Here is a 19,587-nt window from a genome sequence, read left to right on the forward strand (position 1 = left end):
CCTACCTGTCACAAAGCTCGTGCAGAGTGATCTGCGCGCACTACCCGCTTGCCAGGAGTCTTACGACATGAGGCCAGAAATCGCTGTGCTGGATATACAGGGTCAGTATCGGGTTTACACGGAGTTCTATCGCGCGGACGCAGCTGCCAAGACCATTATCCTGGTCAACGGCTCCATGGCCACCACGGCGTCCTTCGCCCAAACCGTGAAAAGCCTGTACCCGCAATTCAACGTGGTTTTGTACGACCAGCCCTACGCCGGCCGCTCCAAAATCCATAATCGCCATGAGAAGATGCTGACGAAGGAAATCGAAGGCCAGCTGCTGCTGGAACTCATCGACCACTTCGCCGCTGAACACGTGCTGTCGTTTTCCTGGGGCGGCGCGGCCACCCTGGTTGCCCTCGCCCACCGGCCGCGGCGCGTGGAAAAGGCGGTGATCAGCTCGTTCTCACCAGTGATCAACGCGCCCATGCGCGACTACCTTGAACGTGGCGTCGACTACCTCGGCAACCTCGACCGCGACCGCGTCGGCCACCTGGTCAACAGCACCATCGGCAAACACCTGCCGTCGCTGTTCAAACGCTTCAACTACAAACACGTCAGTAGCCTGGCCGAGCACGAATATGGGCAGATGCACTTCCACATCAGCCACGTACTCAACAGCGATCGGCTGTGCTACCTCAAGGCGGCCCGGCAGATCGACATTCCAGTGCTGTTTTTGAATGGCGAATGGGACGAATACACCAGCGCCCACGACGCCAAGTTGTTTGGCCAGCATGTGGCCAACAGCAGCTTCAGCACCATCCAGGCGACCGGGCATTTTCTGGACATGGAACACAAAGCGGCATGCCGGGATAGCCGAGAGGCCGTGGTGGGCTTTTTGAAACCGGAGCGGCAGGTTAGCCGATTGCGCTATCACCCAGGGCAGACGCAGCATGCCTTTGCGATCTGAACCGCTTTTGTGGGAGCCGGGCTTGCCCGCGATGCAAGCGCCTCGGTGTATCGGTTGCACTCAGGTGACGCCATCGCAGGCAAGCCCGCTCCCACGCAAGCTTGCGCGAGCATGAGGTCCGTTCGTCGACTGGCTGGATGAACGCAACCCACACATTTTTCGAAGAAAAACTTCAAATCCCGGCGAACATCTGGTACAAAGTCAGCCGCTCTGAGCGGGTATAGTTTAGTGGCAAAACGAAAGCTTCCCAAGCTTTAGTTGAGGGTTCGATTCCCTCTACCCGCTCCACTCAAATAGTGCACTCACGTCAGGATAGTTCTGACGAGGGATGCGTAAAAAACCGGTCCCTGGTGACCGGTTTTTTTATGGGCGCGATTTGAGGCATCGGTCATTCGTCCGGTCAAACCTGTACAAATCAATATTTTTGTACAAGTATCAAGTCTGAGCGTTGGCACTTCGCCACGTACGATCCCGGAGCCGGGCAATGACACGTCTACTGGTTTCATTGTTACTGGTGTTGAGTCTAACCAGTTGCGGCAGCGTAGGGGTCGACCACTACGCCGACCAGCAGCCGCAGTTGGATCTGCAACGCTTCTTCAGCAAACCCGTCAAGGCGTGGGGGATTTTCCAGAAGCGCTCGGGGGAAGTGGCCAAGCGCTTTGAAGTGAATATCACCAGCCGGCGCGAGGGCAACGCTCTAATTCTTGACGAGCGGTTCCTGTACAGCGATGGCACGCGCCAGCAGCGAGTGTGGACGTTGACACCCGATGGCCCTGGCCGCTGGCGCGGGCGCGCCGGTGATGTAGTCGGCGAGGCGATCGGCGAAGTGGCGGGTAACGCACTGCGTTGGCGCTACCGGCTCAACCTGCCGGTGGACGGTTCGGTGTACGAAGTCAGCTTGGATGACTGGATGTACTTGATGGACGAGGACACTTTGATCAACCGTTCCAGCATGACCAAATTCGGCGTCGAATGGGGCCAGATCACGTTGTTCTTCCGTCGCCAATGAACGACCGAGAGTGAGGGTGAATCATGAATATGAAAATGCTGACCGAACTGGCGGTAAAAGGCGAAGTGCGTGAGCTGGAACTGCTGTCGCTTGAGGGTGGTTTCTACATCGCGCGCGTCAGGTTGGATCATGTCGAGATGACGTTGCTGGACGATGATGCCAAGCCGATGCGTATCGGTTCCACCACGCATTTGCGCGACCTGTTGCAACGGGTTCCGCCGTTTCCCTGCGTGCTGGTGCAGCAGTGCGTGCACGATGAAATGTGCGGGGCACGGGAAGGGCCGATCGGCGCGTTGCGCATTCCGTTTACGTTGACCTCGTCCCTTTAAGGTGACTTGCGTTTTTTGGCTCCCCTCCCCCTTGGTATGGGCGGCCTGGGAAGGCAAGCCTGTTGCGGTGCGCGTAAGAACCTACGCGGCGCGGTCCACGCGGTCCTGCGCCGCTTCCACCAGCATCAGCCCCAATTCAATCATTTGCTGAATGGCCAGGGCCAGGTAGCGATGGTGGGCGGGCAGGCTGTCGGCGAACTCGTTAGTCATGGCACCAGCACCGGCAATGGTTTCGTAGGCGTTGGCGAGCAACGCTTCGGTGTTGGCTTCGGGGCGGACGCTGAACAGGGTTGCGGTGGGGTTACAGGAATCGGTACACATCGGTTGATCCTCGGTAAGGACCACCCCTCAAAGAGTAAGGGTGGCAGCTGTACGCAGGTTAGTAGACCGGGGAAATTCATCCGAAAACCGGCGCGCCCGAAGACGCCCTGCGTACAGTTACCAATAAGCACAGGCATGAAAGTGCCTGACGATAAGGACAGCCGTACGCCGGATAAATTTTCATCGGGCTACTAAACCCGACCGCTGATGGGCAGCGGCAGACGAACCTTAAAGAGCTCGCCCAAGACGCACAACTGAGACGATTCTGAGCGTTGTGTAGGCAATGCCGCAAGATACGAAACGACTCCCGACTCACCCAACGAGTTGCAACCTCCGGCAACAGAACACCCTGCAGATACGTTTGAACTCAACGTCTCGCGCACATCATTATTCTTAGCCATACCGGCCGACTGGCTAAACAAGGTGGCTAACATGAAGCGAAAACTGACACCGTTTGACATGGCTGGCGTGCTAGACAGTGAAGAAGCCATTAACGAATATTTAGCTCAAGTCCAGGCTGACGGTGATATTGCTGAGCATCTCAGAGCAATCGCATTTATCGCACAAGCTCGCGAAACGCTGACTCAGGCCAAACGAACACAAAACCCCGCAAATAGCCGGTTTCCATCGACCTGAAATTATTCTTTTCAGAGACTTATCGATGCCCCAGAGCGGCCAATACGTGATCCGGATCATTGTATAAGGCACGCAATAATGCCTTTGCCGGCCCCTCTGGTTCACGTCGCCCCTGCTCCCAGTTTTGAAGCGTTCCCACCGGCACATCAATTGCCTTCGCAAAGCGTGCTTGTGAAAGTCCTGTGGCTTGTCGAATCTCTTTTACCTTCAACGCATCAACAAAAAATTCGCGGGATGGGGCGCGCTCACCCCGTGCGATTTCGTCCATCTGGGTCATGCTTTCGACCAGACGATTGAACAGTTTTTTCTCCATCACTCCCACCTTCGGTTAATTTCGCTCAGCACGCTCTTTTCCACCGCAGAGAGATCATCTTTGATGCCCTTTCGATAGATCAGGATCAATCGAATTTGATAGGCCATGCAGAGGTGGTAATAGATCACTCTGACACCACCCCTCTTGCCCCTCCCCTGCAGAGCCCAGCGGATCTTTCTCAGACCATTGGTCCCTTGGATGACATCACCAGCAGTCGGGTTTTCGGCAAGAAATTCCTGGAACTCACCGTAGCTTTCCTCACTCAGTAGCGCTGGCAGGTCCTCGGTAAATACGGGTGATTCGACAAATATCACACCTACGCCCATACGTCATTGGCGTATAGCAAGCTTATTCGGATCGTTTCCTATCACGCAACAGCCACTCGTCACTGATTGATAGGCATTCGAAAAGTGCGCCGGGATTTTTCAAGCGCGAACTTTACAACCATGCAGCCCATGCAATTACGTAGGACGGAACTGAGTTTTCCATCCGAAACGAGCCAGTCAACGGTCCACGGCTATCCCCCGCTGCACCACCCACGCCAACGGCAACGTCACCCACAACATCCCCGCCAGGGCCATCACCGCCAGCGGCACACCCAACGCATCGCCTAACCCGCCAAACACCACCGGCGCCAGCGCCCCGCCGCCTATCGTGCCGGTGTAGAACACCGCAAAGGCCTGCTCGCGCTTGCCGGCGCCGGCCAGGTCCGGTACGGCGCCGTAAAGCACCGAAGACGTGCCGTTCAGCACCAGGCCCAACACCGGCAACATCACCATCAAGCCACTCAGCGGCAGGTACACGGCGGCGACGATCAGCAGTGCCGTGCTGGTTTCCGTCAGCCATACGGTTTTCATCATGCCGATGCGGGCACCGAGGTAGCCGCAGAACAATTTGCCGAACGCACCGCCGATGAACAGCAGGGTCAAGGCCAGGCCAATACCCGCCGTACTCGCACCTTTGGCTTGCAGCAGGAACGGCAGGAACGTGAGGAAGCCCATGCGCACGGCACTGTCGAGGGTGCCGGTGAGGATCAGCGCACGCAGGCCAATGACCGAGCCGGTTCCGTTGAGCGGCCTGGCGTTTTTTGTGGCGGCGGATTCGCCAACCTGAGTAGGCACCCACCACCACAGCAACCCCGCCGCAGCCAACCCGAGCAACCCCAGCAACCCCAGCAGGGTGGCGCTGGCGCGCCAGCTGATGACAGTGAGCAGCAAGCCAACCAACCCCGGGATCAGGGTTTTGCCGATGTCGCCGGAAAAGTTGTACTGCGATAACGCTTGCTTGACCCCACCACCGTCCTCATAAGCATCGGTAATCATTGAAGAGGCCAGCGGGTGTTGGGTGCTCGCTCCCAGCCCACCCAATAGCAACGCCAGCAACAACATGCCAAGCCCGGTGGCTTGCCCCACCAATAAGTAAGCGATACCTGCCAACGCGGTGCCGCCCACCAGCAACGGTACACGGCCCCAACGTTTGGCGGCACGGCTGGCCATGAGTTGGAACACGGCCATCATCCCGGAGTAGGCGCCGCGCAACAGGCCGATTTTGGCGTAGGACAAGGTGAATTGCGCCTGCCAGATCGGCAGCAGCACATAGATGACGTCGGTGAGGCCATCGTGTACGGCGTGGGCGCTGCAACCGGTAATCAGCGCGCGGCGGCGCATGGATGTTTCGCGGGCAGGCACGGCGACGGCGTCGTTCATGGGGTTTGACTCAACTCAGGTTGATGAGGCTTCCAGCCGGTCAGGGCGATCAGCAGGGTCAGCAGTTGAAAACCGATAATCAGTGCCACGCAGCCGGCCCAGCCCCACTGTTCCCAGATCAATGCCGGTGCGATGGCACCGCAACTGCCGCCCAGGTAGTAACACGTGAGGTAAACCCCCACGGCGCCAGCCTTGTTGTCACCGGCGGTGGTGGTGATGAACGCATTGGCAGCGGCCTGGGCGAGGAACACGCCCGTGGAACTGAGCGCCAGGCCCACTACGATGCAGCCCAGCGAAGGCACCAGGGTCAGCGCCGAGCCACTGACGCCAAGCACGGCGGCAATACCCAGCAGCTCGGCGTGGGGCCGGGCTTTGCTGAGGCGGCCCGCGATGGGGATCACGATCAAGGCCAGCAAAAACACCATGTAAAGCGTGCCCAACGCCGCAGGCCCGAGGTTGAACGGCGGCAAGCCAAGGTACAAACCCGCGTAAGTAAAGGCCGCGACTTGGGAGAACAACACGCAAAAACCTACGCCGTAGGCGGCCAACAAAGGTTTGCGGAGAACGCCGGAGGATGAGGTTTTAAATCGCTCGGTTCGCGGCCGGTCAGCGGGTAACAGGAACTGGATAAACCCGCCCACCATCAGGCTCAGTACCGCCAACAATTCGAAGGCTTCCCGCCAGCCTACGTACTCAGTCATCACACCGGTGACGAAGCGCCCGGCGAACCCGCCCAACACGGTACCCGCCACATAAAGGCTGGTGACTTCGGTGACCGTGCCGCCACGCCAACGGTCACCGATGTAGGCCACACTGGTCGCGAACACAACCGGAATCAACAGACCTTGCACGCACCGCCATACCAGTACTTCGGCAAAGCTGTCGGCATACGCGGTCATCAGTGCGGGCACCGCCAACAACAGCGCGGCCACGCTGATTACGGTACGTTGCTCGAAGCGCCCGGTCAGCCGGCTGACAAAGGGTGCAGTGACTGCAACGGCCAGGGTGGTGACCGTGATGCTCCAACCCGCGGCCTTGGCGCTGATATGAAACTGCGCGGCAAAGGTCTGCAGGATGCTCTGGGTGGCATAGAGGTTAAGAAACGCCGCGCAGCCACACAGGAACAGGGCAAGACGGGCACAATGCAGGCGCGGTTTCATGAAACCTCTCGTTTTATTTTGTGAGGTCTTTATAGAATGGCCGGCGGGTCTTAAACCAATACCGATTTCGAACCGATCAATACCCAGGGATCAGGATGCTCGACCTACGCAAGCTGCGTTACTTTCTGACGGTCGCCGAAGAATTGCACTTCGGCCGCGCAGCACTTCGCCTGCACTTGGCGCAGCCGCCGCTGACCCGGCAGATTTCAGCGCTGGAGGCGGAGTTGGGGTTCAAGCTGTTTGATCGCACCAGCCGCACGGTGACCCTCACCGCTCAGGGCCGTTCGTTCCTGCCCTATGCACGCGGGGTGTTGGAGCAGGTGGCGTTGGCACAGGTCATCGCCGGCAAACTGGCGGCGGGCACTGCGGGGCAATTGTCGCTGGGTTATGTCAGCTCAATCGCCTTGTCGGATCTGTTCAGCCAGGCGATCCAGGCCTTTGCGCAACGCTTTCCCGAGGTGCAGTTGACCTTGGTGGAATGCGCGTCCGGCAGCCTCGGCGCGCAAGTGGCTGACGGGCGGCTGGATATCGGGCTAAGTCGCCTATTGCCGCAGAATCAAGAGGTACAAGCACGATCGCTCGGCGAGGAACGCTTGGTGGCGGCCGTATCCAGCGACAGCCCTTTGGCCGGCCAGCCTGATGTCAGTTTGGCGCAGCTCAGTGCGTACCCGTTGATTCTGTTTCCGTCGGATTATGGGTCGGGATTGAACCAGTCCATCGAGCAACTTTATCGACACCACGGTGTGCCCCTGCGTGCCGGGCCGACCGGACGGCAGATCACCTCGATCATTGCGCTGGTGGCCGCCGGGCAAGGCGTGGCATTGGTGCCGGAATGCACGCAGAGCTTGATGAATAAGGGCGTTACGTATAAGCCGATGGCTGAGGTAGATGCCTGTGCTCAGTTGCTGGTGCTGACCCCTGCGGCAAGAAAAAGCGTATTGGCTGATGCGTTTCTCGCGGTTCTTGCGCAGTCTTCACACACCCGGTAACCCTTCGAAAAACCTCGCAATACCTCTCTCCAACGCCATTCCTGCGCGCTCATACACTGCCTACAACGCTTACCGAAACAACGGTCATCGACCGTTGGTAGGTAGAGTGTTGATAATTTATCTTCAGTGGTTATAGTCACCACCAACACACACCACAAGGAGGTGATGTGGATAGTCGATATTTGATAGGTCACATTGTTGCGTACGGCTGGTACCTGGTGCGCACCCGAGGCAGTCATCATCACTTCAAACACCCGACAAAACCGGGGCTGGTGACAATTCCTCATCCAAAGAAGGACCTGTTGGACAAAACCGCCAAGAGCATTTTGAAACAGGCTCTGTTGAGCTAACCGTCCCTGGAGGGCAATAGACATGCTTTACCCCATCGCAATTTCAACCGGCGACGAGGATCACGCCTGGGGTGTGGAAGTCCCGGATATTCCTGGCTGCTACTCAGCCGGGGAAGACCTCGACGACGCCATGGCCATGGCCCGGGAAGCGATCGAAGGGCACTTCGAAATCCTCGCGGAAGATGGCGCGCCGATCCCCACCGCGCAAAAAGTTACCCTGCACGCGGCAAACCCACAGTACGCCGGCTGCACGTGGGCCGTGGTGGACATTGATGTCACCAAGTACCTGGGCAAGGCTCAGAAACTCAACATTACCCTGCCGGGTTACCTGTTGAATCGTATTGATGAATACGTGCTGAATCACCCGGAAGAAAAAAGCCGTTCGGGGTTTCTGGCATCCGCGGCGCTCAAGGTATTGCAACAGGACGGGTAGTTGCCCTTCAGCATCATCTGACTGCGGCGGCGACCGAGAAGCGCAAAGATGTCTGCTCGTCAGCCCTCGGATCTGGATTACCGCAATGTTTGAACCTCTACAACACACACCGAAAACCGTACTGCGCCAAGTGGTGGGCTGGGTACTGGTTTTGCCGCTGTTGGTCACATTTGTAAGGCTGCCATTTCCCCTTGGATTGATCCTGGGGTTGGGCGCCATTGCAGCGTCGGCCTATGGCGTGCGGTATGCCAGGCGACACGCCAGCCGACGCGTTAGCGTGTTCGCTGGGATCGTCACACTGCTCAATGTGATGTCGTGGGTTGCAATGGGTGAGGTCTCTATACTCATGGGGCTTTATAGGATCTCCTGGCTCTACGGGTACCCGTATTACTCACATTGGGTGTATTGGAACGTTTGAGTGCGTGAGAATTTGATCGCAAGAATCGTAGTTTCCACTCCAGCCGCTGAAACTACAGTAGTGCTGTAGCTCAAAACGCCCCCCTTCGAGGAGCCCGCTCATGCCCTACGAATACAAGCTCATGCCCTCCCCCGTCGGCCAGCTCACTCTGGTGGCGCGCGATGGCAAACTCAATGCCATCCTCTGGGAAAAAGAGCGCGCCAACCGCGTGCGCCTGGGTGAGTTGCGCGAGGCTAACGACAGCTCTGTGCTCTTGGCAGCCGAGCAACAATTGAAGGAGTATTTCGCCGGCACCCGCCACCAATTCGAACTGGAACTGGACTTCACCGGCACTGAGTTCCAGAAGCAAGTCTGGCAGGCGCTGCTGACCATCCCCTTTGGCGAAACCCGCAGCTACAGCCAGATCGCCCAGCAGATTGGTAACCCGAAAGCCGTGCGTGCAGTGGGCGCTGCCAACGGGCGCAATCCCATCTCGATCATTGCGCCCTGCCATCGGGTGATAGGCGCCTCAGGCGGGCTGACCGGGTTTGCCGGTGGGCTGGAGGCCAAACAGTATTTGCTCGCGCTGGAAGGTGCAGGCCAGGCAGAACTGGCGTTCTAGTGACGGGCGACAAAAACGTACAACGTTGCTCACCCTTTAATTGTAAAAAGAAATTTCAAAGCGCGGCTGCGGTCCATAATTTCATCACCCACCCTTTGAGGAAAACGGTCATGAAATTCTCCGCAGTCTCGCAGTCTCTGTCCCGCTGGGCAGGCAGTGCCCGGACGTTCTACGCCGCCGTCGCACTGATTTTCCTGTGGAGCCTGAGCGGGCCTTATTTCCATTACAACGACACCTGGCAGCTGATCATCAACACCTCGACCACCATCATTACCTTCCTGATGGTGTTTCTGATCCAGAACACGCAAAACCGCGACAATGACATCCTGCATATCAAGATTGATGAGCTGCTGCGCGTGTCCAAGGATGCACAAAACGCCGTGCTGAGCCTGGATGGCCTGGACCGCAAAGAACTGGAAAAACTGCGCAACGAATACCGCAGCATCGGGGCGACGGGCAGTGTCAGCCTGAACAGCAGTTGCGGTGAAGCAGTAGACGATGCAGTACCGAGTAAAACCGATCTGAACCAGGCATAAAAAAACGGCGGTTGGAGATGCTCCAACCGCCGTTTTTCATTTCAAGTGACGGCTTCAACCGTCGCCCTGATGACCTTTACCGTAGGTCGATGCCAAGGCACGGGCCTTCTGCAGACGCTCTTCCAATCTAGGCAGCGTCTCATCTACCAGGGCCTTTATCTCCGGTACATCCGATGCCGCGCCTTCCCGTTTGAACAAGGCGATGGCGTCTTCGTTTTCCTTGACCTGCTGCGCCGTGTAGGCAGCGTCAAAGGAGTCGCCGTCCTTGAGTTCAGGCATCAGGGTTTCAGCTTTGTCGACGATCTTCTCGCGCGGTGCCACCGGCAAGTCGAGCTTCTTGGCAATCGCAGCCAGATGCTGGTTGGCCAGGGTGCGCTCATTGATCACCTCGATGGTGTAGTCCTTGATTTCCTGGGACGAGGTTTTGGCGTGGGCCATGCGACTGGTTTCGATATCGGCCATACCTTTGGCCGAAGCCTGCTCGATGAATTCAGCAGGCGACTGGGCGAAAGCATTGCTGGCGCCGAGGCCCAGCAGCATCGCGAAACTGGCGGTGCGTAACCGGATAGCCATGCGGCTCATGATGGGTTCCTCCAGGGCAAAAATAGGTGCGAGAACACACACCTCGCCCTGAATTCGAATTTTCAGGGCGGCAAAGGTTTAGAAAAAACTTGCCAGTGCGACGAACGGTCGTCGTTGCCTCACGCCGGTTTGCTGCCAAACAGGCCCGGTAATGCGTGCGCTAGCGCGTTAATGGCGAAGCCGATAAACATCACGCCGCAGAGCTTGGTGATCAGGATTTCATGGCGCTGATACACCGTACGTACGCGCTGAGCCCCGACCACAGCGATCAGAATCGCGTAAGCCAGCAGACCACCGACAAAGCTCAGGAAGATCAAGGACGGCAGCATTGCCCAGGTCAGCAGCTCGGCGCGGCTGGACAGCAATGCAGTGAAAGTCGCCACCGCCACCGGGTAGGCCTTCGGGTTGGTCAAGCCAAACAAAATGCCGTGCCAAAACGGATGCCGCGCAGCGCCCTGAGGGGCATCACTGCTACGCCGTTGAGTGCGAATGGCGCGCCAGCCGAGCCAGAACAGATACAACCCACTGAGCACACCCAACACATCAAATGCACCGCTACCGACTTCCCGCGCGCCAACAATGGCGATCAGCGCCGTACTGCACCACACCACATCCCCGAGCAAATGCCCGCACAGGAAACCCGCCCCGGCGCGACGGCCGCGCGCAGCACCGATACCGAACACGGCCAGTACCCCCGGGCCAGGCGTAATGCCGTAGATAAAACCCGAAGCGAGGACGGCGAGCAGCAAGGATGGGGTCATGGGCGCGACTCTGACAGACGGTTTAGAGGTGCAGGGATTCTGCACGTTCTGGTGCTACGGGTAAAACTTCATGCCTGCGTAAGGCTTGACACGACAGGCTTGCAGACGCGACGCCAAGTCACCGACATGGGCCTCAAGCTTGTGCCCATCGGGGTCGAGAAAATAGAACGAGGCACCTTCACTGCGGTTGTCGCGCCACTCCTGCACACCGCCGGCTCGCAGGCGCGCCACCAGTGCGCTGAAATCACCGGCATCCGCCGTGAACGCGTAGTGAGTGTATTCAGCCGCGGGTGCCGACAGGCGCGATGGATCAAGCGACAAACACAGCCACAGACCGGGCAACGAGAGGTAGGCGCCGTTGTCCCAGGTGGCGTCGAGCTGAAGCTGCAACAGCTCATGGTAGAAGCTGACGCTGCGGTTCAAATCGGTCACGGCAAGGGTCAGGTGGTTGAGGCCTGAGAGCATGGTGTTGTTCCTGTTATTGGAGGCCTTCGGACAATACACCCTGCACCTGCCCAATCAACCACTGCAAACCCGAATCCCCACCCCGGCGCGCATGCCACGCCAGTTCAAAGGCAAACGAGGGAATATGAAACGGCGGCGGCACGGCCAACAGCTGCTGCTGATCAATGTTGAGCAAACCTCTGGATGAGACGGTCAGAATCAGGTCCGTGCCCTGGATCAACTGCGGCGCCACACCCCAGTGCGGCAGGCTGATCGCCACATGCCGCCGCTCACGAATGGCCGTCAACGCGCGCTCGATTTCCGGGGTACCACTGCCACGCATTTCCAGCAGCACATGCGGGCGCGACAGGTAGGTGGGCAGGTCGAGCGTGCCACTTTGCGCCAGGCTGTGGCGGTCCACCAGGCAGGTGTAATGCTCCTCGAACAAAGGCGTGGTGCGCAGTTCGGCGGGCATATCGGGGAAGACGCCGGCAGCCAGGTCGATATCGCCATTGAGCACGCCGTCCACCATCCCTTCACGGCTGGCCTGGATAATTTGCAGGTCGATGCCGGGGGCTTCACGGCGCAACGTGCGCACCAGATCAGGCAGAAAAATGGCCGCGCTGTAGTCCGACATCGCCACGCGAAACCTGCGTTTGGCTGACGCCGGATCAAAGCGATTCGGCGCCAACAGTGCCTGCACCTGGGCCAAGGCTTCGGCCAACGGCGTCGCCAATTCCAGGGCACGCGCCGTCGGCACCAGCGTGCCGCCCTGGCGTACCAGCAACGGGTCACTCAACACGTCTCGCAGCCGGGCCAACGCGTGGCTGACCGCCGGCTGGCTCAGGTGCAAACGCTCGGCAGCGCGGGTGACGTGTTGCTCGCTGAGCAAGGCATCCAGAATCACCAACAGATTAAGGTCGATGCGGCGAAGATCATTCATCAGCTGCATGCTCGGCATAATAACTTTGAATTTAAATTTGCGCGACGAATAGCCTAGAGTCCAGAAAAACCTCTGGGAGATTCGAAATGACGACGTTGCATTGGGTAGGTTTGTTGGCGCTGGCGGTGATTGCGGGAGCGGTGGTGCCGTTTCAAAGTGCGATCAATGCCAACCTCGGGCGCGGCCTCGGTCACCCGTTGTGGGCCACGTTGGCGTCACTGCTGGTGAGCATAATCGTGTTGCTGCCGGTGATGCTGGCCCTGCGTTTACCGCTGCCGAGCCTGAGCTTTATCAGCAAGGCACCGCTGTGGATGTGGGCCGGTGGCGCATTTGGCGTGTGCTTTATTTCCCTGGCGTTGATGTTGCTGCCCAAGTTGGGCGCGTCAGGATTTATTGCACTGGCCATGGCCGGTCAGATTCTCGCCTCGCTGCTGCTCGATCACTTTGGCCTGTTCGGCCTGGTCGAGCGCCAACTCACAACGCCCCGTGTGCTGGGGGCGTTGTTGTTGATGGGCGGGGTGGCGTTGATTCAATTCAGCAGCACGCCCGCCCGGGCATTGGCAACGGCGGGCTGATCAACCCCGATCCAACGTGCGCAGCTTTTGCGGCAAGCCCCACAGCAGCAGCGCCGCCGCCAACAGTGCGCACACGCCGATCATATACAGCGCCGGGGTGGTGCTGCCGGTGAGGTCCTTGATCCGCCCCACCATCACCGGGCTGACGATGCCGCCGAACTGGCCCAGGGTGTTGATCACCGCAATGCCTCCGGCCGCACCGGCACCGGCGCCGGCCAGTAGCTTGGGGGGCAGGGTCCAGAACGTCGGGATCGAGGCGATAATGCCGGCGCCCAACATGCCCAGGGCGATGATCAGGAAGGTGGTGTGGTCGGCAAAGATCCCGGCACTGAAAAAGCCAATCGCACCGAGCACCACCAAGCCGCAGACAAACTTGCGGCGCTCGCCGGTGGCGTCCGACAGCCGCCCGATCACCACCATGCTGATTGCCCCGCACACATACGGAATCGCCGTGAGCAGGCCAATCGTCACCGGGCTCTGGGTGCCCGCGCTGCGGATCAGTTGCGGTGCCCAGAAGTTGAGGCCATAGGACGCCACCTGGATCAGGAAGTAGATAAACCCGAGCATCAGGAACCCAGGAATGCGGATCGCCGACAGCAGTGAACCACCGTGCGCGTTCGGCTCATGCTGGGCGATACGGCTGGACAGCAAGGTCTTTTCCGCAGGCGTCAGCCAATGGGCGTCTTCAATCCGGTCCTTGAGCAACGTCAGCACCAGAAAACCCAGGCCGATGCAGGGCAAGCCGCCGAGCAGGAACAACCAGTGCCAGCCGCGCATCTGTAGCACGCCGTCGAGATGTTCCAAGACCAGCCCCGAGAACGGCGCGCCGACCAATCCTGCGAACGCCGAAGCCAGGAACAGCAACGAGGTGATGCGCCCGCGAAAGTGCTGCGGGAACCACAACGTCAGGTAATACAACACGCCCGGCGCAAACCCCGCTTCCATCGCACCGATGATGAAGCGCAGGCCGTAGAACTGCCATTCGGCAGTGACAAACACCATGGCCGCCGTGGCCAGGCCCCACGACATCATGATCCGCGCGATCCAGCGGCGAGCGCCGACCTTGTACAGCATCATGTTGCTCGGCACTTCGAAAATCACATAGCCCACCACAAACAACCCGGCGCCCAGGCCGTAAGCGGTGTCACTCAGGCTCAGGTCGGTTTGCAACTGGAACTTGGCGAAGCTGATGTTGATGCGGTCAAAAAACGCGAACAGGTAACACACCATGATCAGCGGCATCAGGCGCCAGGCGACCTTGCTGACCAGGGCTTTTTCGGCATCGATTTCCGCGGCCGGGCGCACGCCTGCCTCTAACGTATTAGTGCTCATGCTTTCTCTCCAGCGGGCTGCTCAAAGGCGCCCGATTGTTTTTGTTGTCTGGTGCGGCGTTACAGCGTGGCGATGTAAGCGGGTGGTGAATGCAGGTCGCAATTGCGCCCCGCCTTGACCACCTGGCCGGGCAGCTCATGGCCGAGCAGGGCCGGCAAGCGGCGGGACATATGCAACAAGTGCGGCAGGTCGATGCCGGTGTGAATCCCCACCTCCTCGCACAGGTTGACCAGGTCTTCGGTGCAGATATTGCCTGACGCACCCGGCGCAAACGGGCAGCCGCCGAGGCCGCCCAGGGCTGCATCAAAACGGCGGGCGCCGGCTTCGTAAGCCGCCAGCACATTGCACAAACCCAAGCCGCGGGTGTTGTGAAAATGCAGGGTCAAGTCGCTGGCGGGGACGCGCTGCAACACGCGCTTGACCAGGCGTTCTACCTGTCGCGGATTGGCCATGCCCGTGGTGTCGGCCAGGGTGATGCCCTGGATGCCCAACTCGCGGTAGGCATCGACGATTTGCAGCACACGGTCTTCATCAATCCTGCCTTCGAACGGGCAACCGAAGGTGGTGGCGATGCTGCCATTGAGATGCACCGGGTAGTCGGCAGCAAAGCTGACAATGTCTTCAAATGCCGCCAACGAGGCCTCGCAGCGCATGCGCATATTCGCCAGGTTGTGGGTCTGGCTGGCGGACATCACCAGGTTCAGCTCATCGGCCCGCGACTCAATGGCGCGCTGCGCGCCTTTGAGGTTGGGGATCAGCGCGACATAGATAACGCCGGGGCGCCGGTGGATGCCCTGGAACACTTGCTCGCCATCGCGCAAGGAGGGAATGGCCTTGGGCGAGACAAACGAACCGGCTTCGATCCGCGAAAAGCCGGCCAGGGACAGCTGGTCGATCAACGCAATCTTGTCGGCCGTCTCGACCCAGGTGGGCTCGATTTGCAAGCCATCGCGCGGGGACACTTCCTGCACGATCAGCGGGTCGCAATAGTCTGTGATCATTGCACCACTCCCGAGGTTTTCAGGCGTTGGATATCAGCGTCTGTCAGGCCGAGGCCAGCGAGGATGTCGTCAGTGTGCTGGCCAAGCGTCGGGCCCTGCCAGTTCACGGCGCCAGGGGTTTCGGAAAGCTTGGGCACGATGCCGGGCATCTTCACTGAAACGCCACCGGGCAGTTCGGCATTGAGCAGCATGTCGCGCGCCTGGTAGTGCGGGTCGCTGACGATATCAGCCACTGAATAGATACGCCCGGCCGGCACTTCAGCGGCTTGCAAGGCACTGAGCACCTGGTCGATGGGCTGGCTGCTGGTCCAGTGGGTGATTGCCGCGTCGAGCAAGCCACTTTTGGCTGCGCGACCATCGTTGTGGGCGAATTCGGGCGCCTCGGCCAGGTCGGCGCGGCCAATGGTATGCATCAGGCGCTTGTAGATCGGGTCGCTGTTACCGGCGATTACCACATACGCGCCGTCGGCGGTCAGGTAGGTATTGGACGGCGCAATGCCGGGCAAGGCGCCGCCGCTGCGCTCACGCACATGGCCGAGCATGTCGTATTCGGGCACCAGGCTTTCCATCAGGTTGAACACACTTTCGGCCAGCGACACATCGACAATCTGCCCGTCGCCCTGCCCGGTCTTGACCCGCAGCAGCGACATCAACGCGCCAATCACACCGTGCAGTGACGCGAGGGAATCGCCCAGGCTCACACCCACCCGCGCCGGAGGCGAATCCGGGTTGCCGGTGGTGTAGCGGATGCCGCCCATCGCCTCGCCGATGGCACCAAAGCCCGGGCGGTCGCGATAAGGGCCCGTCTGGCCGTAGCCGGAGATACGCACCAGGGTCAGCTTGGGGTTGAGGGCGTGCAACACGTCCCAGCCCAGGCCGAGCTTTTCCAGGCCGCCGGGGCGCAGGTTTTCGATCAGCACGTCGGCGTCACCGAGCAGTTGCTTGATCAAGCCCAGGCCTTCAGGGGACTTGAGGTCCAGCGCCAGGGACTTCTTGTTGCGCGATTGCAGGTACCACCACAGCGACGTGCCTTCGTGCAGCTTTCGCCATTTGCGAAGCGGGTCGCCCTGGCCCATGGCTTCGATCTTGATCACTTCGGCGCCAAACTCGGCCATCAGCCGGGCGGCGAACGGCGCGGCAATCAGGGTGCCGATCTCGATCACCTTGATACCGCTCAACGGAGCCGTCATGGGGTGTGCCTCTTATTCTTGGAATGTGCGACCAAGGCTAGAGGACAAGGGGACGATAAATCCAACCGTCAGTTGGCAAGGAGCGTTCGCGAAACACGAACACTCAGATAATCGAACAGTAACCGACTGACCGGCGACAACTGCGCCTCATCGCGCACCACCACGATCAAGCGGCGATCCGACCAGGTATCCGTCAGCGGCACGGCGTGCAACCCCAACGCACGACCAAACAGTTCATAGGCCTTTTGCGGGAGGATGCCGATGCCCATATTCGCCTGGACCATCCGGCACATCGCATCAAACCCCGGCACATGGATGCGCAGGCGCAGCATCTTGCCCGCCTCGCGTGCGGCGGCGTGGGTGCGCATATTGATGGAGCTGGCGGCATGCAGGCCGACGTAATCGCTGTCGAGGGTTTCAGCGAATGCCAAGGTCTGGCGTGTGGCCAACGGATGATCCGCCGGCATCAGCACCACCAGTTTGTCGTGGCGATAAATCACGCTGGGCAGGCCTTTGGTGTCGGTGTCACTGGAGCAAATCCCCAGGTCCGCGACCCCATCCAGCACGCCTTGCACCACGCCATTGCTGGGGCGCTCTTCCAGGTCGGTTTTCACTTCGGGGTGCCGTGCGGAAAAATCGCGCAGGTCCTCCGGAAGGAACTGAATGATCGCCGACAGATTCGCCAGCATCCGCACATAACCGCGCACGCCGTGGCTATGTTCACCCAGTTCCAGGCCCATTTTTTCGACGTTGAACAGCATCTGCCGCGCATGGTGCAACAGGGTTTCGCCCGCAGCGGTCAGGTCCATCCCCTTGGCGCGGCGCACGAACAGGCTCACGCCCAGCACCTGTTCCAACTCCATCAGGCGCTTGCTCGCGGCCGAGACCGCAATGGCTTCACGGGCGGCCGCGCGGGTCAGCGTGCCTTCTTCGAACACCGCAACGAACAGTTGCAAGGTGATCAGGTCCAGGCGACGCACCAGGCTCTTGTGCAACATCAGCGACGCTCGGAGGCCAAGCGATTGATCTGCGCCTGTTCCACCACTGCATGCGGCGCGCCGTGGCGCACCGCCGCCAACATGGCCTGGCCAACGGTCTCGGTGCTTACCACCCAGCCTGGCTTGGCGCGACGCACAAACGAGAGCAACGGCCCGAGCACGGTATAGAAGGCTTGGTACAACGGCGTCTTCGAGCGCACGCCATGCAAGGGCTGGATAACCCCCGGCCGAAACAGGTACACCGCCTTGAACGGCAGACGCAGCAAGGCGTTTTCTGTCTTGCCTTTGATACGCGCCCACATCGACTTGCCTGCCTCGGAGCTGTCGGTGCCGGCACCGGACACGTAGATAAACGTCATTTGCGGGTTGAGCCGCGCCAGGGTACTGGCGGCGACCAGCGTCAGGTCATAAGTGAGGTGGGTGTACCGGGTTTCATTCATGCCTGCCGACGAAACGCCGAGGCAAAAAAAGCACGCGTCAAACCCTTGCAGCAAGTTTTCCAGGGGCTGGAAATCCAGCATATCGCTGTGCAACACCTGGTGCAGCTTGCCGTGCTCCTGGGTCAACGGGGTGCGGCCGACGGCGACGACTTCCTGGACGTCAGCCGCCAGCAGGCACTCGCGCAGCACGCCTTGGCCGACCATGCCGGTGGCGCCGAATAGGAGAACTCTCATTGGGGGACCTCAGCGGCAAGCCGCAAGCTTCATGCTCAAGTTGAATGCAGTTCAGCTCGTAGCTTAACGCTTGCAGCATGCGACTGCTCCTTTTAGAACGCGCTGCGAAAGATCTCCTCAATCTGACGCTGATCGGCCCGCCGTGGGTTGGTCAGGCCACAGGCATCCTTCAACGCATTGGTCGCCAGCAGCGGAATGTCCTGCAGCTTGGCGCCCAGCTCGCGCAGCCCGGCCGGAATCTCGACATCCTGGGCCAACGTGCGAATGGCGGCGATAGCCGCCTGGGCGCCCTCTTCCGGAGTAATGCCCTTGATATCGGCGCCCAATGCACGCGCCACGTCGCTCAAGCGTTCGGCGCTGACACTGGCGTTGAAGCTTTGTACATGCGGCAGCAGCACCGCGTTGCACACGCCGTGGGGCAAGTCGTACAGGCCGCCGAGTTGGTGGGCCATGGCGTGCACAAAACCCAGGGAGGCATTGTTGAACGCCATCCCGGCAAGAAATTGCGCATAGGCCATGTTTTCCCGTGCAGCCTTGTCGGTGCCATCGTGCACCGCCAGGCGCAGGTTGGCGCTGATCAGTTCGATGGCCTTGATCGCGCAGGCGTCGGTGATCGGCGTGGCAGCGGTGGACACGTAGGCTTCGATGGCATGGGTCAAGGCGTCCATGCCGGTGGCGGCGGTGAGGCCCTTGGGCATGCCGACCATCAGCGCCGGGTCGTTGACCGACAGCAGTGGCGTGACGTTGCGGTCGACGATGGCCATTTTCACGTGGCGGGTTTCGTCGGTGATGATGCAGAAGCGGGTCATCTCGCTGGCGGTGCCGGCGGTGGTGTTGATGGCCACCAGTGGCAGTTGCGGCTTACTGGACTGATCGACACCTTCGTAGTCGCCGATATGCCCGCCATTGGTGGCGCACAGCGCGATCCCCTTGGCGCAGTCATGGGGCGAACCGCCGCCCAGCGACACGACGAAATCACAGGCATTTGCTTCAAGCAACACCAGGCCTTTCTCGACGTTTTCCACATTGGGGTTAGCTTTGGCGCCGTCGTAAATCACCGAGTCGATGTCCTGCATCGCCAGCTTCTCGGCGATCATGCTGGCCACGCCGGCCTTGGCGAGACCCGCGTCGGTGACGATCAGCGCCTTGCGAAAGCCGTAGTTGCGGATGGCGGTCATGGCTTCGTCGAGGCAGTCGGTGCCCATGATGTTGACGGCGGGAATGAAAAAGGTGCTGCTCATGGCGAATCCTCAGAGGCGTTATGCCAACAGGATCAACCTGACTTGCCTGCGGCATCTTGACCAAGATCAACTCCGGCTCGTGATAAAGTCACC

Annotated in this window: 26 protein-coding genes and 1 tRNA gene; 12 read left to right on the forward strand and 15 right to left on the reverse strand. The window is 59.9% G+C overall.

Annotated features, from left to right (window positions below; all coding sequences use genetic code 11):
- Nucleotides 1-67 precede the first annotated feature (67 nt).
- The 4 genes from ACI77D_RS09860 (at nucleotide 68) to ACI77D_RS09875 (ending at nucleotide 2,290) form a co-directional block, all read left to right on the forward strand.
- Nucleotides 68-952, forward strand: coding sequence for an alpha/beta fold hydrolase (locus ACI77D_RS09860; protein WP_064451289.1), 885 nt, complete (start codon nucleotides 68-70; stop codon nucleotides 950-952).
- A 214-nt stretch (nucleotides 953-1,166) separates the two neighbouring features.
- Nucleotides 1,167-1,240, forward strand: a tRNA-Gly gene (locus ACI77D_RS09865).
- A gap of 196 nt (nucleotides 1,241-1,436) precedes the next feature.
- A complete protein-coding gene (locus ACI77D_RS09870) occupies nucleotides 1,437-1,961 on the forward strand; it encodes a DUF3833 domain-containing protein (RefSeq protein WP_064451288.1) in 525 nt (174 codons plus the stop codon).
- A 23-nt stretch (nucleotides 1,962-1,984) separates the two neighbouring features.
- Nucleotides 1,985-2,290: a DUF6482 family protein gene (locus ACI77D_RS09875; protein WP_221294183.1), complete on the forward strand. Its 306-nt coding sequence runs from the start codon at nucleotides 1,985-1,987 to the stop codon at nucleotides 2,288-2,290.
- 81 nt (nucleotides 2,291-2,371) lie between these two features.
- Here the strand turns inward: ACI77D_RS09875 and ACI77D_RS09880 are convergent, their stop codons facing one another.
- On the reverse strand, nucleotides 2,372-2,611 hold the full coding sequence (locus ACI77D_RS09880; protein ID WP_064451286.1) for a DUF6124 family protein: 240 nt from the start codon (nucleotides 2,609-2,611) through the stop codon (nucleotides 2,372-2,374).
- A 432-nt stretch (nucleotides 2,612-3,043) separates the two neighbouring features.
- On the opposite strand from ACI77D_RS09880, the gene ACI77D_RS09885 reads away from it, so the two are divergent.
- Nucleotides 3,044-3,247 carry a hypothetical protein gene (locus tag ACI77D_RS09885; protein ID WP_221294182.1) on the forward strand — a complete coding sequence of 68 codons (204 nt, stop codon included), beginning with the start codon at nucleotides 3,044-3,046 and terminating at the stop codon, nucleotides 3,245-3,247.
- A gap of 19 nt (nucleotides 3,248-3,266) precedes the next feature.
- On the opposite strand, the gene ACI77D_RS09890 is transcribed toward ACI77D_RS09885, so the two are convergent.
- From ACI77D_RS09890 to ACI77D_RS09905, 4 genes are all read right to left on the reverse strand, one after another.
- Nucleotides 3,267-3,560, reverse strand: a complete 294-nt coding sequence (locus ACI77D_RS09890) for a DNA-binding transcriptional regulator (RefSeq protein ID WP_064451284.1) — start codon at nucleotides 3,558-3,560, stop codon at nucleotides 3,267-3,269.
- On the reverse strand, nucleotides 3,560-3,874 hold the full coding sequence (locus tag ACI77D_RS09895) for a hypothetical protein (protein WP_221294181.1): 315 nt from the start codon (nucleotides 3,872-3,874) through the stop codon (nucleotides 3,560-3,562). Before ACI77D_RS09895 ends, ACI77D_RS09890 begins: the two co-directional genes overlap by 1 nt.
- A gap of 189 nt (nucleotides 3,875-4,063) precedes the next feature.
- The gene (locus ACI77D_RS09900; protein ID WP_407016495.1) at nucleotides 4,064-5,266 is read right to left on the reverse strand and encodes an MFS transporter; all 1,203 of its coding nucleotides are present in this window, start codon (nucleotides 5,264-5,266) and stop codon (nucleotides 4,064-4,066) included.
- Nucleotides 5,263-6,426 carry an MFS transporter gene (locus tag ACI77D_RS09905; RefSeq protein WP_221294179.1) on the reverse strand — a complete coding sequence of 388 codons (1,164 nt, stop codon included), beginning with the start codon at nucleotides 6,424-6,426 and terminating at the stop codon, nucleotides 5,263-5,265. Before ACI77D_RS09905 ends, ACI77D_RS09900 begins: the two co-directional genes overlap by 4 nt.
- Before the next feature lie 95 nt (nucleotides 6,427-6,521).
- Between ACI77D_RS09905 and ACI77D_RS09910 the strand changes: the two genes are divergently transcribed.
- From ACI77D_RS09910 to ACI77D_RS09935, 6 genes are all read left to right on the forward strand, one after another.
- Nucleotides 6,522-7,415, forward strand: a complete 894-nt coding sequence (locus ACI77D_RS09910; RefSeq protein WP_221294178.1) for a LysR family transcriptional regulator — start codon at nucleotides 6,522-6,524, stop codon at nucleotides 7,413-7,415.
- Nucleotides 7,416-7,582: 167 nt separating this feature from the next.
- On the forward strand, nucleotides 7,583-7,765 hold the full coding sequence (locus ACI77D_RS09915) for a type II toxin-antitoxin system HicA family toxin (RefSeq protein ID WP_221294177.1): 183 nt from the start codon (nucleotides 7,583-7,585) through the stop codon (nucleotides 7,763-7,765).
- A gap of 22 nt (nucleotides 7,766-7,787) precedes the next feature.
- A complete protein-coding gene (locus ACI77D_RS09920) occupies nucleotides 7,788-8,198 on the forward strand; it encodes a type II toxin-antitoxin system HicB family antitoxin (protein WP_064451279.1) in 411 nt (136 codons plus the stop codon).
- Between the two features lie 85 nt (nucleotides 8,199-8,283).
- Complete coding sequence (locus ACI77D_RS09925; protein ID WP_262667268.1) at nucleotides 8,284-8,616, forward strand: hypothetical protein; 333 nt, start codon at nucleotides 8,284-8,286, stop codon at nucleotides 8,614-8,616.
- A 100-nt stretch (nucleotides 8,617-8,716) separates the two neighbouring features.
- Complete coding sequence (locus ACI77D_RS09930; RefSeq protein ID WP_407016496.1) at nucleotides 8,717-9,217, forward strand: methylated-DNA--[protein]-cysteine S-methyltransferase; 501 nt, start codon at nucleotides 8,717-8,719, stop codon at nucleotides 9,215-9,217.
- Between the two features lie 110 nt (nucleotides 9,218-9,327).
- Nucleotides 9,328-9,753, forward strand: a complete 426-nt coding sequence (locus ACI77D_RS09935) for a low affinity iron permease family protein (RefSeq protein ID WP_064451276.1) — start codon at nucleotides 9,328-9,330, stop codon at nucleotides 9,751-9,753.
- Nucleotides 9,754-9,807: 54 nt separating this feature from the next.
- Here the strand turns inward: ACI77D_RS09935 and ACI77D_RS09940 are convergent, their stop codons facing one another.
- The 4 genes from ACI77D_RS09940 to ACI77D_RS09955 form a co-directional block, all read right to left on the reverse strand.
- A complete protein-coding gene (locus ACI77D_RS09940; RefSeq protein WP_064451275.1) occupies nucleotides 9,808-10,335 on the reverse strand; it encodes a DUF4142 domain-containing protein in 528 nt (175 codons plus the stop codon).
- 119 nt (nucleotides 10,336-10,454) lie between these two features.
- Nucleotides 10,455-11,096: a LysE family translocator gene (locus ACI77D_RS09945; protein WP_128586749.1), complete on the reverse strand. Its 642-nt coding sequence runs from the start codon at nucleotides 11,094-11,096 to the stop codon at nucleotides 10,455-10,457.
- A 54-nt stretch (nucleotides 11,097-11,150) separates the two neighbouring features.
- Nucleotides 11,151-11,561 (reverse strand): fosfomycin resistance glutathione transferase, encoded by a 411-nt coding sequence (fos, locus tag ACI77D_RS09950; protein WP_064451273.1) that lies wholly within the window; start codon nucleotides 11,559-11,561, stop codon nucleotides 11,151-11,153.
- A 13-nt stretch (nucleotides 11,562-11,574) separates the two neighbouring features.
- A complete protein-coding gene (locus ACI77D_RS09955) occupies nucleotides 11,575-12,492 on the reverse strand; it encodes a LysR family transcriptional regulator (RefSeq protein ID WP_407016498.1) in 918 nt (305 codons plus the stop codon).
- Nucleotides 12,493-12,569: 77 nt separating this feature from the next.
- Between ACI77D_RS09955 and ACI77D_RS09960 the strand changes: the two genes are divergently transcribed.
- Nucleotides 12,570-13,058 (forward strand): DMT family transporter, encoded by a 489-nt coding sequence (locus tag ACI77D_RS09960; protein ID WP_064451271.1) that lies wholly within the window; start codon nucleotides 12,570-12,572, stop codon nucleotides 13,056-13,058.
- Here the strand turns inward: ACI77D_RS09960 and ACI77D_RS09965 are convergent, their stop codons facing one another.
- From ACI77D_RS09965 to yiaY, 6 genes are all read right to left on the reverse strand, one after another.
- Nucleotides 13,059-14,390 (reverse strand): MFS transporter, encoded by a 1,332-nt coding sequence (locus tag ACI77D_RS09965; protein ID WP_407016500.1) that lies wholly within the window; start codon nucleotides 14,388-14,390, stop codon nucleotides 13,059-13,061. It abuts the gene before it with no gap.
- A gap of 59 nt (nucleotides 14,391-14,449) precedes the next feature.
- The gene (locus ACI77D_RS09970) at nucleotides 14,450-15,391 is read right to left on the reverse strand and encodes a hydroxymethylglutaryl-CoA lyase (protein ID WP_407016501.1); all 942 of its coding nucleotides are present in this window, start codon (nucleotides 15,389-15,391) and stop codon (nucleotides 14,450-14,452) included.
- Nucleotides 15,388-16,581, reverse strand: a complete 1,194-nt coding sequence (locus tag ACI77D_RS09975; protein ID WP_064451268.1) for a CaiB/BaiF CoA-transferase family protein — start codon at nucleotides 16,579-16,581, stop codon at nucleotides 15,388-15,390. Before ACI77D_RS09975 ends, ACI77D_RS09970 begins: the two co-directional genes overlap by 4 nt.
- A 68-nt stretch (nucleotides 16,582-16,649) precedes the next feature.
- Nucleotides 16,650-17,579 (reverse strand): LysR family transcriptional regulator, encoded by a 930-nt coding sequence (locus tag ACI77D_RS09980; RefSeq protein WP_262667264.1) that lies wholly within the window; start codon nucleotides 17,577-17,579, stop codon nucleotides 16,650-16,652.
- Entirely contained in the window at nucleotides 17,579-18,253 is a 675-nt protein-coding gene (locus ACI77D_RS09985; protein WP_407016502.1) for an NAD(P)H-binding protein, read from the reverse strand. Before ACI77D_RS09985 ends, ACI77D_RS09980 begins: the two co-directional genes overlap by 1 nt.
- A gap of 92 nt (nucleotides 18,254-18,345) precedes the next feature.
- Complete coding sequence (yiaY, locus tag ACI77D_RS09990) at nucleotides 18,346-19,494, reverse strand: L-threonine dehydrogenase (RefSeq protein ID WP_064451265.1); 1,149 nt, start codon at nucleotides 19,492-19,494, stop codon at nucleotides 18,346-18,348.
- Between the last annotated feature and the right edge of the window lie 93 nt (nucleotides 19,495-19,587).

The organism is Pseudomonas sp. O39, from assembly GCF_045447295.1.
Classification (GTDB): Bacteria; Pseudomonadota; Gammaproteobacteria; order Pseudomonadales; family Pseudomonadaceae; genus Aquipseudomonas; species Aquipseudomonas antarctica_A.